This window comes from uncultured Methanobrevibacter sp., assembly GCF_946184425.1.
In the GTDB taxonomy this organism is placed as follows: domain Archaea; phylum Methanobacteriota; class Methanobacteria; order Methanobacteriales; family Methanobacteriaceae; genus Methanocatella.
Genome location: NZ_CAMHFP010000021.1, coordinates 1 through 13,375, shown reverse-complemented (window position 1 = coordinate 13,375; position 13,375 = coordinate 1). Strand labels below are relative to the sequence as shown.

Here is a 13,375-nt window from a genome sequence, read left to right as displayed (position 1 = left end):
AAATAAAACTAAATTTATAATATTAATATTATTTATAGGAGATACAAAATGCATGAATTATCAATGGCTCAAGGTATTATTAATGCAGTTATAGATACTGCCGAAAATAATAATGCGACTGAGGTTAATGAAGTTACTATTGAACTGGGTAGATTAGCAATGGTGAATCCGGAACAATTGAAGTTTATTTTAGGCGTTCTTGTTGAAAATACAATTGTAGAAGATGCTGAGATTAAATTTGAGGAAATTCCTGTAGAGGTTAAATGTTCTGAATGCGGATTCCATGGAGATGCCATCCTTGATGATAATGATCATTATGCACCTATGGTTAAATGTCCTGAGTGTGATAGTCTTGCAGTTGAAATCCTTAATGGAAGAGATATTGTCGTTAAAAATATCGTTATTGAAAAACCTGATGATGATTAAATAAATGGAGTTGAAATAATGCACCAAGTAGCTGATGTAGAAGTTGCAAAAAATATAATGGATGCTAATAAAAGATTAGCTGGTAAAAACTTAGAAAATTTAGAGGATAAAGAAATATTCTGTATTGATTTTGTTGGAGCTATTGGTTCTGGTAAAACAACTTTAATTGAGGAAATTATTGATAATACTGATTATAAGATAGGTGTTCTTGCAGGTGATGTAATATCTGAATTTGATGCTGGACGTATTGAAAAACATGATGTTCCAGTAGTCGGTTTGAACACTGGTAAAGAATGTCACTTGGATGCTCATTTGGTGGGTCATGGTCTTCATGATTTGCCTTTGGATGATTTGGACATTGTCATTATTGAGAATGTGGGTAATCTTATTTGTCCTGTTGACTTTGAATTGGGTTCTCATATGAGAATTGTTGTTGTTAGTGTAACCGAAGGTGATGACACTGTTGAAAAACACCCGTTGATTTTCCAAACATCAGATGCAGTTATTATAAATAAGGTAGATTTAGCTGAAGCTGTTGGTGCGGATGCAGATAAAATGGTTGCTGATGCTAAAAAATTAAATCCTAATGTTAAAATTATCAAATCCAGTCTTAAAGAAGGAACTGGATTGGATGAAATTATAAAAGCTATTGAGGAAAAGAAAAATAGTTTATAATTAAATTAATCGGTGGTTTCATGAAAGTATGGATAGATATATCAAATGCGCCTCATGTGAGGTTTTTTAAAGATGTAATCAAATACCTTGAAGCTGAGGGTGAGGATGTAATAGTTACCGCAAGGCAATTTGGTGATATTCATAAGTTAATGGAAATGTATGATATCGATTTTATATCCGTTGGAAAACATGGTGTAAGCTTATATGATAAACTGAAAGAAAGCACATCAAGAGTGTATAATCTTGTTGATGTTATTCATGATGAAAAGGTGGATGTTGCCCTTAGCAAGCATTCTATTGAACTTCCTAGAATCTCTTTCGGTTTAGGAATTCCAAGTTTATATGTTTTGGACAATGAACATGCACTTGCTGCCAATAAGTTAACTCTTCCGTTATGTGATAGGATTATTACACCAAACATAATTGACATGTGGAAACTAATGAAATTTGGAGCAGATCCTAATACAATTATTTCTTATAATGGAACTTCCGAATTAATGCATTTCAAAAATTTCAAATATAATGACAATGTTTTTGAAGATTTAAATCTTGATTTGAAACATCCTAAAACAATATTGATGAGGCCGGAACCATCATTAGCATCATATTTGGATACTGATTGCAGAAAATCAGTTTTAACTCCTATTGTTGATGAATTAAAGAACATGGCTAATATTTTGGTTCTTCCAAGATTCAAAGAACAGGCTGAAATATTTGAAGGTATAGAGAATGTTTCAATATTGAAACCTCCTGTAGATACATCAAGCATCATTAAAAAATGTGACTTAGTAATTGGTGCGGGCGGTACAATGAATAGGGAAGCTGCAATTTTACAGACTCCAGTTATTTCCTGTTATCCTGGTGAAACATTGTCTGTTGACCAATATTATATTAATAAAGGTTTGATGTACAGGTCTAATGATTCTGAGGAAGTTATCAATAAAGCACTTGATTTCATTGTAAATCCTCATCAAAAAATTGATGTTAAAACCGATGACTTATTCCAGATTATCATCGATAATCTTTATGACTTGGCAAAAAATGGTAAATAATTATTTATAATAAAACTGTCAAATATTATTATGATATTTGATTTAAATTTTTTGGGCTGGTAGCTCAGATGGGAGATCGTCGCCTTGGCATGGCGGAGGCCCCGGGTTCAAATCCCGGTCAGTCCACTTTATATTTTAAAAATAAACAAGATTGTGATTATAATATGTTATTAATTGCTCAAAATCATTTACAATTAATTGTAGAAGTTGCAATAATGCTATTTGTTATATGGGTATTTACTTTAAACTTGATTCCATTATCACTTAGTGTAGTAACCTTTTTATCATTATTTTTAATGGGTGGTTTTACACTTCTTTTTGGTGCGGATATTGCACTGCTTGTGATTTCATCAAGTCAGGCGGAATTTACTCACCCATTCGGACCTCTGGCATTACTTGGAACTGTAGCAGCATTTGCTTCGCTGAAGGTAATGAAGGAATCGGGTGTAGATATTAGGCCACTTAGGAGATTTGTAATATTATTTACTATCGGTATTACAGTATTCGGTGGATTGATGCACAGATCTTTCTTGATTTTATGGATTTTAGGATTATTTTTAGGATATCTGATTATTTCCAAATCTTTCAGAGAAAAAACAGTTATTACTGGTAAAAGAATTTTAATGTTTGCAGGAGCTGCAGTTTTAGGGTTAATATCACTTGAAGCATTGGCTAGAATCACTGGGATGACAATTTTCTCTCCACTTCTAAGGTTAGGTAGGATTGAACAGTACTCATTATCAAGTATTAAAACTGTATTAAATAACATTCAACTAATTGGGCATAGTGGTAAAGCTTCTTATTGGGGTATTGAAGGAACAGCATTTGCTGAAGGTTATATTACTTTGCCGATGCAATTTGTTTTGTTCTTTGGTTTGCCTTTCCCAATGTTTTTCGGTATTTTAGTAAACCAGAAAGATACAATAGATTATATGCTTCCGGGTATTTTTGGATATGGTTTTGACTTTGGATATTTAGGTCTTGTTGGATTGATGATATTTACTCTTGGAACTATAGTTGTCGGTCTTAAAGTATTGACTATGTATCGAGAAAAAAGAGAGAAAAATAATAAAAAATATTTAGGTAGAGAAGTATTATTAACTGGTGCATTAGCTTCATTTTGTGCACAATCTTTAATAGGTTTATTTGTATTTAACAGAACAATCAACGGTATGGCGTTATTGACATTCATATTCGTGGGAACATTAATTTTAGCTAATGTAGTCACACTTAAATCAAGATCATAGGAGAAGTTATTATATGAAAGCATTGGTATTACTTGGATGTCCTGAAACTCCATCTCAAACCCCAATGGCGGTTTATGTATTTAATAAGTTAACAAAAATGGGTTATGATACAACAATTGCAGCAAATCCTGCTGCTTCCAAATTAGTAAAAATATCTGACCCTGAAGGTTATTATAAACTAAATTTAGTGGATTTGGAAAGGACTTTAGGAGATATTAAAGAAGGAGATTACGATTTATTAGTAGGTTTTGTTCATAAGGATGCTGCTGCATCATTTTTCGTAACATTTGACCAAATTCTTAATACAAAATCTCTCGCATTGGTATTTTCAAGAGATATTGATGAGGTTGAAGAGTTTGTTAATATGATTGAAGAAAGTGGAAGCAATGCAATCATTCAAGCTGTAAGAGCATTCCATAATCCTTCACCAATTAAAGTTAAATTTGATAAAGCTATTAAGGAGTTCGAATAATATGTCTTTTTGTTTAGATACTTATCTTCAACAATCTGATAATTATGAAATTCATGCTTCAAAAGCAGGTTTCAAAGATTGTGCAATGATTATCAGATTTAAAGCAGATGATTTGGTATATATAAAACCTGGTGATGAGGTTTTAGGTGTTAGAGTTATTGGAATTCCTCCTATTCCTATTGGTTTTGATCATGAAAAAGGCACTGTCTTTCTTCCATATACAAAACCATGTCACGGAACTTCAGTTGTTGAATTACCAATAGATGAAGAAGAAGTTGAAAAAATCAGAAAATTGGACACTGGTAATATAAAATGAAATCAACTGTTGTTGGGAGTTTTCCTTGTGAGGAAAGTTCACCGTCTAATTTCAAAGATAAATTATTAAATACTTTTGGTGCTTACGATTCTTATAAAGATGCCATTAAAGATAGTGTTATCGCTCAACTTGATGCGGGAGTTGATATTGTCTCTGACGGTCAGGTGAGAGATGATATGGTTTCTATTTTTACAAAATTTATTCCCGGTATGAAATTGGAAGATGGCAATACTGTAGTTGTTTCTAAAATACGAAAACCTACATGGGAGATATCTATTAATGATTTAAATTATGCAAAAAAAGTCATTAAGGAATATTATGGTGGTAAAATTCCGGAAGGTAAAGGAATAAAAGGAATAATTACAGGTCCTACTACAATTATTCATTCTTCAAGAATTCAATCTTTTTATAAAAATAAAGAAGATGCTATAATTGATTTGGCTCATTCACTTAAATTTGAAGTGGATGCAATAGCAAAAAAGGTCAATCCGGAATATATTCAAGTGGATGAACCTTTTCTGTCAACTGGAATGGTTGACATGAAAGTGGCTAAAGAAGCTATTGATATATTGCATGAAGGTTTGGATGTTCCTCTTGCTATGCATGTATGCGGAACCTTAAACAATGCATTTAAAGATATTGCAAAGTTCAATGTTGAAATTTTAGACATGGAATTTGCCGGAAATGATGTTAATTTGGATGTTTTGGAAAAAAATGCTAATTTGATTTCCAATAAAAAAATTGGTTTTGGCTGTGTAGATTCATCAGTTAATGAAGTGGATGACATAGAGGATATTGATAGTTTGGTTTCTAAAGCTATTGATATTATGGGAAAAGACAATTTGATTCTTGATCCGGACTGCGGTTTAAAAAGAGCTCCTAAAGATGTTGCTTTTGATAAACTAAAATTGATGAATCAAATTAAAGATAAATATAATTAAATTTATTGATATTATGAATAAGAAGTTTAAAATATTAATAGTGATAGGTATGGTCTTTGTTTTGGGATATACTTTTTTTTACATGACTTCATACCATCCAGCCCAAAAAGAGGCAACAGATTTATTGAACGGTACTGATAATGTTTCTGTTATCAAAAAAGATTATGGATTACTTTTAGATGGTGATGGAAATGATACATTATTAATTTTTTATCCGGGCGCTAAAAATGAATATATATCTTATCTTCCATTGCTGGTTGATATTACAAATAAGGGTATAGATTGTGCATTGGTTCAAATGATGTTTAATTTTGCATTTTTTGGTGAAAATACTGCGGATTCAATTATTGATTCGACAAATTATTCTCACTATATAATGGCCGGTCACTCTTTGGGAGGTCTTTCGGCTGCCGCATTTACCAATCACACTGGTAAAGCAGATGCAGTCATATTATTGGCAGCATATCCCAATAGTGAAGTAAAAAAACCTGTTTTATCAGTTTATGGTTCTGAAGATAAAATATTAAATATGAAAGCATATAATGATTCAAAATCATTAATGGATAATTTGACTGAAGTGATTATTGATGGTGGCAATCATGAACAATTTGCTTATTATGGTCCTCAAGAAGGTGATGGAGTAGCTAACATCACACCAGAAAATCAACAAAATCAGACTGCTGATGCTATATTTAAATTCATTAGTCAATTATTCTAAAAAAAGTAATGTTTAGGAAAAATTATTTTTCCTATTTAACGAAATTCATGTTTAAAGTTTTTATCATATAACTTTGAGGGATTAAAATCCCCTGGGTTTAAGACATCTCCCACTATAATCATTGCAGTCTTAGTTATATTAGCATCTTTGACTTTTTCTGCAATATTATCGAGGGTTCCTTTAATTATTTCTTGGTCTTTCCAGGTAGCTTTTTTTACAACTGCAATTGGGGTGTCTTTTTCATAACCTACCAATAACTCTTCAACAACTTTATCGATCATACCTATTCCAAGGAATATGCACATTGTCGCGTGATGTTTGGAAAAGCTGGCTATGCTTTCACCTTCTGGTTTTGGTGTTCTGCCTTCAGGACGTGTAATTATAACACTTTGTGAAATTTCGGGCAGGGTTAATTCAGCTTCTAAAACACTTGCGGTTCCAAACAGTGAACTGACTCCCGGAATGATTTCATATTCAATGTCATGTTTTTTAAGTTCACGGATTTGTTCGCCGATAGCTCCATAAATTGAAGGGTCTCCTGTATGGACACGAGCAACTAATTTGCCTTCATTGACAGCTTCAGTTATGATTGCATCTGTTTCTTCCAAATTTAAATAAGCACTGTTGTGAATTTCACAATCTTCTTTTGCAGGATTTAAAACTTCCCTGTTTACAAGAGAACCTGCATAAATTATCACGTCTGCTTCTTCAATTACTTTTCTTCCTTTGACAGTTATTAAGTCTGGATCTCCAGGTCCTGCACCTATGAAAAATACTTTTCCTTTCATAGTATAATTTTTTATTTCAAGTATTATTTAATGATTTTGTATTTAAATTGACCTTTAATTTCAACAAACTTTATTAATATCTAAAATAATTAAAAAATATGGATGAAAAAGGTTTTATTTCTATTGAATATTTATTTTCAATATTTATTATTATAATAATTGCTATTGGATTGTTATTTTTCATTTTTAATTCAATAGAATCGAGCAGCAATATCGAGAATAATGTGAAACATAGATTGATTTTGGATTATGTGGCAAATGTCATAAGTCAAGTAAATGCAAATGGTAAAGGATACTCCATCTATTTGAATTTGGATTCACGACCGGGATTTTATGAAATAACTGTTGAAAAAAATAAGGTAACAATCGATTTTTCGAATAAAAAAGGAGAATCGATAGTGCTGCCATTGAAAATTGACTCTCAATATAAATTATACAGTGGAAAAGGATATTGGATAAGCAAGAATGATGACGGAAAAATAGTGATATCATGACTGATAATAAAGGCCAGATTAGTGGAGAATATCTGCTTTTGGTGGGAATACTGGTAATAACAGTGATGCTGTCAGTAGTGTTTATTGCTGATGAAAATGAATTGAATGCTGCGATGAGTGCAGCCCGAAGCGGTGTCATTGAGGGAGTTGGAACGTCATCTGTTGCAATTTATCCGACTGATTCATATGATGTTTATCCGGATTTAAAAGGTAACCTGATGTATCCTTACTCCGTGGAAATTATAAATGTCAGTTATTCAGAATTGGGCATGGATGACGTTTATGGCAAAAAGAAAATTCAATTTCAGGTATATGTCAAATCATCAAATGAATACACTGCGGGGGAACTTGATTCAATGGGTGAAAGGATTAATTATAACTTGAGAAAGTCGTTGGCAATATCATTTAACTCAACAGCATCAACAAATAAATTATATAATCCGGTTTTCTCCCCTCATTATGTTTACACAACCGCTAATGTTAAATGGGTTTGAGGATATATTCTTAATCATGTCAAGATATGAAAAAGGAAAAGAAGTTTTGGAAGGAATTCAAAAGAAATCTGTTGATGAAATCTTTAAGGAACTTGAGGATATAGCTCCGGACATGTCACGATTTGTCGTTGAATTTCCCTATTCTGAAATATACACTCGTGAAGAGGTGGACTTGAAAACACGTGAGTTATGTACAGTTGCAGCGCTTACGGTTTTGGGTACAATCCCACAACTGAAAGACCACATTAACGCAGCTTTAAATGTTGGAAACACTCCAACTGAAATTGTTGAAATTATTCTACAGATGAGTGCCTACTGCGGTTTTCCAAAATCAATCAATGGATTAGTTGCTGCAAAGGAAGTGTTTGTGGAGAAAAATTTATTAAAATAGTTAAATGATTATTTGATTGATTTTATCTTTGAAAGTGCTATTTCAATGTAGTAAGCATCAAATGATATTAATAAAAAGAAAATTTGGAAAAGATAATATGGAAAATGAAACGTTTGAAGTAATTTCCAGTAAACTTCAATCTGAATTGTTGGACATTATTGAAAACAATAAAGAAGTGAATGATTATGAGTTAATTGTTTACAAATATATATTCATCAGTGAATTGGGAATTCCTCTTTTGGAAGATTTTGGAATAGAACTTGAAGAAAATTCTTTCATATTATTCATAGTTCCTGATTATTTGGAATTCACTTTGCTTCGTAAACTGGATGATTGCTTTGATAAATTTGAAATTAGTTTCATGCCAAATTCATATAATATTATAAAATTAAAATTTGAAAAAAAGTGATTAAATGTATGATGAAAAAGAAAAACAGCAATTGATGGATGATTTAGCTGAAATGGAAACTTTTCAAGCAGATACTGGTGATGAAGGTAAAATTTTACAGGAAGATTTAAAAAAATTCTTCATTGACAGTGAAGGTGATAAGCAAGATTTGATTTTTAGGATTGAATTGTATTTTTATGCATTTAAACTGTTCTGCAGGAAGGATGTTATAATCAATAATAATCAATTTACAATATTTTTAAATGATTCTCTTCTTGATTATCATTTAATAAATTTAGTAAAACAAGATTTAACAGATTTTGAATTAGAAATAGAAGCTGTTAAAGAAAATAATGAAGTATTGATTAATTTAAACTTCACTTTACATTTTTAAATTTTAAAAATTTTACGGGCATTGTTGGTTGTAATTTCATCAACAGTACTAATGTCCATATTTTTAATTTCAGCTATTTTTTTAACTGCATTAACAACATTGGCAGGTTCATTTCTTTCTTCTTTTGTCATTGCCAAATAAGGACTGTCAGTTTCAGTTAAAACATAATCAAGGTCAATTTTTTCAATTAAATCCTGGTGATGTTTGGAATAGCATAGCATTGTGGAAAAACTCATGTATGAATCATCACGATTCATGATTCTTTTTGCTGTTTTTAAACTTCCCCCATAGCAATGAAAAACAAAATAGGGAATGTCATCATAGTCTTCGATAATGTTTACTGCTTTTTTTTCACAGTCTCGTACATGCATCACAATTGGAACTTTAAATTCATTAGCAAGCTCTAAAAAACTGGTGAAAATTTCCCTTTGTCTTTCACGCAATGCCTTATCGGTAACATAATAATAATCCATTCCAACTTCGCCAATTGCTAAAATGTTATCTAGATTATTGCGTATGTTTTCATGAGCTATTTTCAAATCTTCTTCTGTAGCATTTTGAGAGCTGACTGGATGAAATCCGAAAGTAGGATAAATAAAACCTTCATAATCTTTTGATAATTGCAACACTTTCATATTGCTTTTATTGCTGTATCCTGAAACAATAACATGGTCCAATTTTTCTTTTGCTCTTTTTATAACTTCCTCACGGTCATTGTCAAAGTCTTCAAAATCAATGTGGCAGTGTGTATCAATCATTTATTTAAACTCCAAATCTTCTATCTCTTGCTTGATATGATCGAATAGCTCTAATGAAGTCGACTTTTCTCAGTTCGGGCCAAAGTGTTTCGCAGAAATATAGTTCGGAATATGATGATTGCCAAAGTAAAAATCCGCTCAGACGTTCTTCTCCGCTGGTTCTTATGATTAAATTAGGGTCATCCAATCCTTCGGTATATAGGTTTTTACTTACCAGCTCCTCATCAACGTCGTCTATACTAATTTTCCCTTCTTGAACGTCTTTTATAATTTTTTTAAATGAATCAATGATTTCCAAACGTCCATCGTAGCCTATAGCAATATTAAATAATCTTTTATTATAATTTTTTGTAGCTTCTTCCGCTTCTTTTATAGCTTCTTTAACATTGTCCGGAAGTAATTCGATTCTGCCTACTACTTTAACTCTCACTTCATTTTTATGGATTTTTTCATGGTCAACTAATCTTTTGAAGTTGACAACAAATAAGTTCATCAGTCCTTCAACTTCATGTTTTGGCCTATTGAAATTTTCAGTTGAAAATGCATATACGGTAATGATTTCAATTCCAAGTTCTATACTCCAGTCTAAAACTTTTTCAAGAGTATCTACTCCTATTTCATGACCTTTAACAACATCAAGGTTACCTTGAAGTTTGGAATATCTTCTATTACCATCCATAATTATTGCAATATGCTTTGGCATTTTTTCTGGTTTCAAATCGCGGGATATGTACCATTCATATATTTTATATAGAAAATTTTCTGCCATTATATCACTTAAAATCTTATCATTCAGTAAGGTAAAAACTTAATCTTCAATTAGTTCTTCTGCTAGGATTAAACTTCTTATGTATCCTTCAATACTTTGTTCTCTGCTTGTGTCAATGTATATTCTATCCATTCCAAAGGTTACAGCACCATAACTAGGCCATGAATTAACTAAAACCATTGTTCTAAAGATAATATTTCCAACTCTCCCGTTTGGTGCAATGATAATATTGCATTCATCTTTAATTGCACTTTCTATAAGAATATAATAATTTTTAACGTTTTCTCCTGTTTCTTGAATAAGTTTAGTTAATTTTCGACTTTCCTTAATAGAATTTGATACTGCACTGTCTCTTCCAAAATCATCTTCCCTACCTTCGGCAAGAACTGCAATTTTAGGAGTCTTTCCCACTTGTTTTAGGAAATCAATACAGCTTTTGGTCATTCTAAACCTGTCTTCAATAGTATTGCCTTCATCTATTCCAACTGGTGTTAATAAAAACTCAATTTCTCCATTATTCACATAAGTTGCTCTTGAAAGAGTAGGATATTTTTCTTTTAGTTTATTCATGATATTGGATGCAGGAAGGGATCCACGAATTACTGCATCAATTTTTCTATCTAGCACTGCCTTGATTAAGTCTTCATCACTATATACTAATATTACATCGGTTTTTGGGTGTTTTTCTTTGAAAATATGACATGCTTGGATAATATTTTCATTTTTTCCAACACCTATAGCTATTCGTTTCATTAGTTTAATTATTTGTATTTCATTATATAATTAAGTTTTTCTTATTATGAAATGTTTATTTTGTATATAATGATAATCATTATTATACATATCTTTTTTTAAATGTTGTCATTAATAATATAGTATGAACAGTGATGATATTTTTAAATTAGTTGGCTATGTAATCGCATCAGAATATAGGACAAACATAGTCAAATGTATAGGAACTGAAATCAAAATTCCTTCAGTAATTGCTGAAGAGGTCGGTCTTAGAACTAATCATGTTTCAAATGTTTTAAAGGAATTGAAAAAAGAAAAAATAGTTGTATGTTTAAATGAAGATGCAAGAAAAGGCCGTCTTTACAAAAACACGGATTTGGGTCTGGAAATTTTAAATTATATATAAAATAAAAAAATAAAAGAATAAATTATTTCGAAAATTCATTCATTATTGAAACTTTTAATCGCTGAATCAACTAATTTTATTACGGATTTTCCTAAATCAGGATAATTGTCATTAATTGCAACAGGAATATTATCACAATATATTACTTCTAATCCATGAGATATTGCATCTTTGGTAGCAACATCAACTGCGGCTGCCTTAAGTTCTGTCAGCATGACATCTGCTTTATCCATATATTTTTCCATATCTTTGCGTAATAAAGGTCTGTTTGATAAATGGGCAGTTGTTCCAACAACTTCACAGTTATAATTACTTTGCAAATATTCAACCAATTTATCTTTAACTGATTCCGGAGCAGTGGTTGCAAACAACACTTTTTTACCTGTCAAATCACCTAGCGGTTTAGGTCTGAACATGGTGGAAATTATAGTAGCATCAGGATTGATATCTGCAATAAATTCTTCTATTTTTTTAATTTTTTCTTTATTTGCCATTGGTTCCTCGCACATGGTTAATATTACAAGGTCACCAAGTCCGATTCTATATGGTCCAAAGTAACTAGTTAAATTTTCAAAGGGTTGGTTTGCACCAATAAGGGTTATTTTTTTGTCAGTTTTAATTGGAGGTATTGCTGCACCGCTTCCTTCAAAGATTGCAAATTTAGCATCAACTTCATTAGCTAATTTTGCACCCTGTTTCATGTTGGTTAGGAAAACTTCACCTGCCATTCCTCCGCCACATCGTCTGCATCCGATAGTTAAAATTCTGCTCATTAAAGCATCTTCCCAATGGTCGCTGGCTGCATGCACGCCTTTTTCGGATTGTTCAAGTAAAAATTCTGCATTGATTTCAAGTTCTTCACCATGAACAATTTCAGGTTCTTCCGGTCCGCCTCTTCCCATGGCAATCACGCATGGTTCATATCCATTTTTATCAATTAATCTGGAAACAAATCCTGAAACTGCAGTTTTTCCAATACGTTTGCCGGTTCCAAGTATTGTTATTGAAGGTTTTTCCATTATCTCATATTGGGTTGTAGGTTCAAATTTAAAATCAGGTCCTTCATATGTTATTCCTTCGTTTAGGACTTTACAGGCAATTTTGAATCTTTTTGGATAGTCAAGTATTGGTTCGTCACTCAAATCCATTACTGTGTCAATGTCATAGGTTCTGACCATATCAACTATAATGTCATAAGGAATGTCCTTATCTTTTGCAAATTGAACTGGAACTCCTAATTTTTCAGAGTAAGATTCTTTTGAATCATCTCTAAGCTTTTCAGTTCCTCCTATAAAAACAGCAGCGGCTATATCTATGTGTTCTAGTTTATTTAATGTATCTATCGCTTCTTTAGTGACTGGCAAGTAATGTTCTCCGTCTACTAAACAAAGCATTTTGTTGAGACCTTTCATAATTAGTAATATGAAATTTATTATTATTAAAAATATTTAAAAAAAGTAAAAAAAAGTATTGAGATTAAGCCACGTTAAGTTCTTTTTCAGAACGTGAAACTAAATCTGCTAAAGAATTGCGCACATTTTCAGGAATGGAATTCCCTTCTTTATCTGCAATAACTTGTGAGATAATTTTACAAAGGACAAAAATAGCATGTTTATGTTCTGCTTTTGTCTTGTGTATATGATGTGGGCTTATTTTTAGAGTAATGTATTCGCTACAATCATTAGTAATCTGATCGTCTTCTGCTAAGTATTTTAAAACATATACTAAAAATTGATGTAATTGTATCATTTCATCCTTATACATAACTATCTAACCTATAAATAATTAACCATTCTGTTAGTTAAAAAATTAAATTATATGAAATTATAATTTATTAATCAGTTTTTTTAATAATTATATATTGATAATTACTCATATTTAAATATTTTATCAAAAACCTATGACAAATTTTAA

At 31.4% G+C, this 13,375-nt stretch carries 20 protein-coding genes and 1 tRNA gene; 15 read left to right on the top strand and 6 right to left on the bottom strand.

The genetic code is table 11. The features are described from left to right. The first annotated feature begins 48 nt into the window (after positions 1 to 48). The 9 genes from hypA to Q0P94_RS05940 all read left to right on the top strand — a co-directional run bounded on the left by hypA (position 49) and on the right by Q0P94_RS05940 (position 5,847). Positions 49 to 426, top strand: coding sequence for a hydrogenase maturation nickel metallochaperone HypA (gene hypA, locus Q0P94_RS05980; protein ID WP_295114735.1), 378 nt, complete (start codon positions 49 to 51; stop codon positions 424 to 426). 18 nt (positions 427 to 444) lie between these two features. Next, the gene (gene hypB / locus Q0P94_RS05975) at positions 445 to 1,101 is read left to right on the top strand and encodes a hydrogenase nickel incorporation protein HypB (protein ID WP_295114733.1); all 657 of its coding nucleotides are present in this window, start codon (positions 445 to 447) and stop codon (positions 1,099 to 1,101) included. Positions 1,102 to 1,121: 20 nt separating this feature from the next. Further along, entirely contained in the window at positions 1,122 to 2,153 is a 1,032-nt protein-coding gene (locus Q0P94_RS05970; protein ID WP_295114732.1) for a DUF354 domain-containing protein, read from the top strand. 53 nt (positions 2,154 to 2,206) lie between these two features. Beyond that, positions 2,207 to 2,279, top strand: a tRNA-Ala gene (locus Q0P94_RS05965). Positions 2,280 to 2,317: 38 nt separating this feature from the next. Further along, complete coding sequence (locus tag Q0P94_RS05960; RefSeq protein ID WP_295114730.1) at positions 2,318 to 3,400, top strand: hypothetical protein; 1,083 nt, start codon at positions 2,318 to 2,320, stop codon at positions 3,398 to 3,400. A 13-nt stretch (positions 3,401 to 3,413) separates the two neighbouring features. Then, positions 3,414 to 3,872, top strand: coding sequence for a DUF1890 domain-containing protein (locus Q0P94_RS05955; RefSeq protein ID WP_295114728.1), 459 nt, complete (start codon positions 3,414 to 3,416; stop codon positions 3,870 to 3,872). Between the two features lies 1 nt (position 3,873). Beyond that, positions 3,874 to 4,188 carry a DUF1894 domain-containing protein gene (locus tag Q0P94_RS05950; RefSeq protein ID WP_295114727.1) on the top strand — a complete coding sequence of 105 codons (315 nt, stop codon included), beginning with the start codon at positions 3,874 to 3,876 and terminating at the stop codon, positions 4,186 to 4,188. Beyond that, on the top strand, positions 4,185 to 5,129 hold the full coding sequence (locus Q0P94_RS05945) for a methionine synthase (RefSeq protein WP_295114725.1): 945 nt from the start codon (positions 4,185 to 4,187) through the stop codon (positions 5,127 to 5,129). Before Q0P94_RS05950 ends, Q0P94_RS05945 begins: the two co-directional genes overlap by 4 nt. A gap of 13 nt (positions 5,130 to 5,142) precedes the next feature. Then, complete coding sequence (locus tag Q0P94_RS05940; RefSeq protein ID WP_295114723.1) at positions 5,143 to 5,847, top strand: alpha/beta hydrolase; 705 nt, start codon at positions 5,143 to 5,145, stop codon at positions 5,845 to 5,847. Positions 5,848 to 5,882: 35 nt separating this feature from the next. On the opposite strand, the gene cobM is transcribed toward Q0P94_RS05940, so the two are convergent. After that, positions 5,883 to 6,635 (bottom strand): precorrin-4 C(11)-methyltransferase, encoded by a 753-nt coding sequence (gene cobM, locus Q0P94_RS05935; protein ID WP_295114721.1) that lies wholly within the window; start codon positions 6,633 to 6,635, stop codon positions 5,883 to 5,885. Positions 6,636 to 6,859: 224 nt separating this feature from the next. Between cobM and Q0P94_RS05930 the strand changes: the two genes are divergently transcribed. The 5 genes from Q0P94_RS05930 (at position 6,860) to Q0P94_RS05910 (ending at position 8,796) form a co-directional block, all read left to right on the top strand. Continuing rightward, positions 6,860 to 7,129 (top strand): hypothetical protein, encoded by a 270-nt coding sequence (locus Q0P94_RS05930; protein ID WP_295114719.1) that lies wholly within the window; start codon positions 6,860 to 6,862, stop codon positions 7,127 to 7,129. Beyond that, positions 7,126 to 7,623: a hypothetical protein gene (locus tag Q0P94_RS05925; RefSeq protein WP_295114716.1), complete on the top strand. Its 498-nt coding sequence runs from the start codon at positions 7,126 to 7,128 to the stop codon at positions 7,621 to 7,623. The genes Q0P94_RS05930 and Q0P94_RS05925 overlap by 4 nt, the downstream gene beginning before the upstream one ends. A gap of 16 nt (positions 7,624 to 7,639) precedes the next feature. Then, positions 7,640 to 8,014, top strand: coding sequence for a carboxymuconolactone decarboxylase family protein (locus tag Q0P94_RS05920; protein ID WP_295114714.1), 375 nt, complete (start codon positions 7,640 to 7,642; stop codon positions 8,012 to 8,014). A 97-nt stretch (positions 8,015 to 8,111) separates the two neighbouring features. Then, positions 8,112 to 8,423 carry a hypothetical protein gene (locus Q0P94_RS05915; RefSeq protein WP_295114712.1) on the top strand — a complete coding sequence of 104 codons (312 nt, stop codon included), beginning with the start codon at positions 8,112 to 8,114 and terminating at the stop codon, positions 8,421 to 8,423. Between the two features lie 4 nt (positions 8,424 to 8,427). Then, the gene (locus tag Q0P94_RS05910) at positions 8,428 to 8,796 is read left to right on the top strand and encodes a hypothetical protein (RefSeq protein ID WP_295114711.1); all 369 of its coding nucleotides are present in this window, start codon (positions 8,428 to 8,430) and stop codon (positions 8,794 to 8,796) included. On the opposite strand, the gene Q0P94_RS05905 is transcribed toward Q0P94_RS05910, so the two are convergent. Genes Q0P94_RS05905 through mtxX form a run of 3 tightly spaced genes read right to left on the bottom strand, consistent with a single transcriptional unit; the run spans position 8,793 to position 11,076 of the window. Then, complete coding sequence (locus Q0P94_RS05905) at positions 8,793 to 9,554, bottom strand: TatD family hydrolase (protein ID WP_295114709.1); 762 nt, start codon at positions 9,552 to 9,554, stop codon at positions 8,793 to 8,795. The genes Q0P94_RS05910 and Q0P94_RS05905 overlap by 4 nt on opposite strands. A gap of 4 nt (positions 9,555 to 9,558) precedes the next feature. Beyond that, entirely contained in the window at positions 9,559 to 10,323 is a 765-nt protein-coding gene (uppS, locus tag Q0P94_RS05900; RefSeq protein ID WP_295114707.1) for a polyprenyl diphosphate synthase, read from the bottom strand. 39 nt (positions 10,324 to 10,362) lie between these two features. Then, complete coding sequence (gene mtxX / locus Q0P94_RS05895) at positions 10,363 to 11,076, bottom strand: methanogenesis marker protein Mmp4/MtxX (RefSeq protein WP_295114705.1); 714 nt, start codon at positions 11,074 to 11,076, stop codon at positions 10,363 to 10,365. A gap of 124 nt (positions 11,077 to 11,200) precedes the next feature. Here mtxX and Q0P94_RS05890 point away from each other — a divergent pair, with 124 nt between their 5' ends. Continuing rightward, a complete protein-coding gene (locus tag Q0P94_RS05890; protein WP_295114703.1) occupies positions 11,201 to 11,461 on the top strand; it encodes a transcriptional regulator in 261 nt (86 codons plus the stop codon). A gap of 35 nt (positions 11,462 to 11,496) precedes the next feature. Here Q0P94_RS05890 and Q0P94_RS05885 read toward each other — a convergent pair whose 3' ends face one another. Further along, a complete protein-coding gene (locus Q0P94_RS05885; protein WP_295114701.1) occupies positions 11,497 to 12,873 on the bottom strand; it encodes a 2,3-diphosphoglycerate synthetase in 1,377 nt (458 codons plus the stop codon). A 64-nt stretch (positions 12,874 to 12,937) separates the two neighbouring features. Continuing rightward, the gene (locus Q0P94_RS05880; protein ID WP_292880176.1) at positions 12,938 to 13,225 is read right to left on the bottom strand and encodes a UPF0058 family protein; all 288 of its coding nucleotides are present in this window, start codon (positions 13,223 to 13,225) and stop codon (positions 12,938 to 12,940) included. Positions 13,226 to 13,375 lie beyond the last annotated feature (150 nt).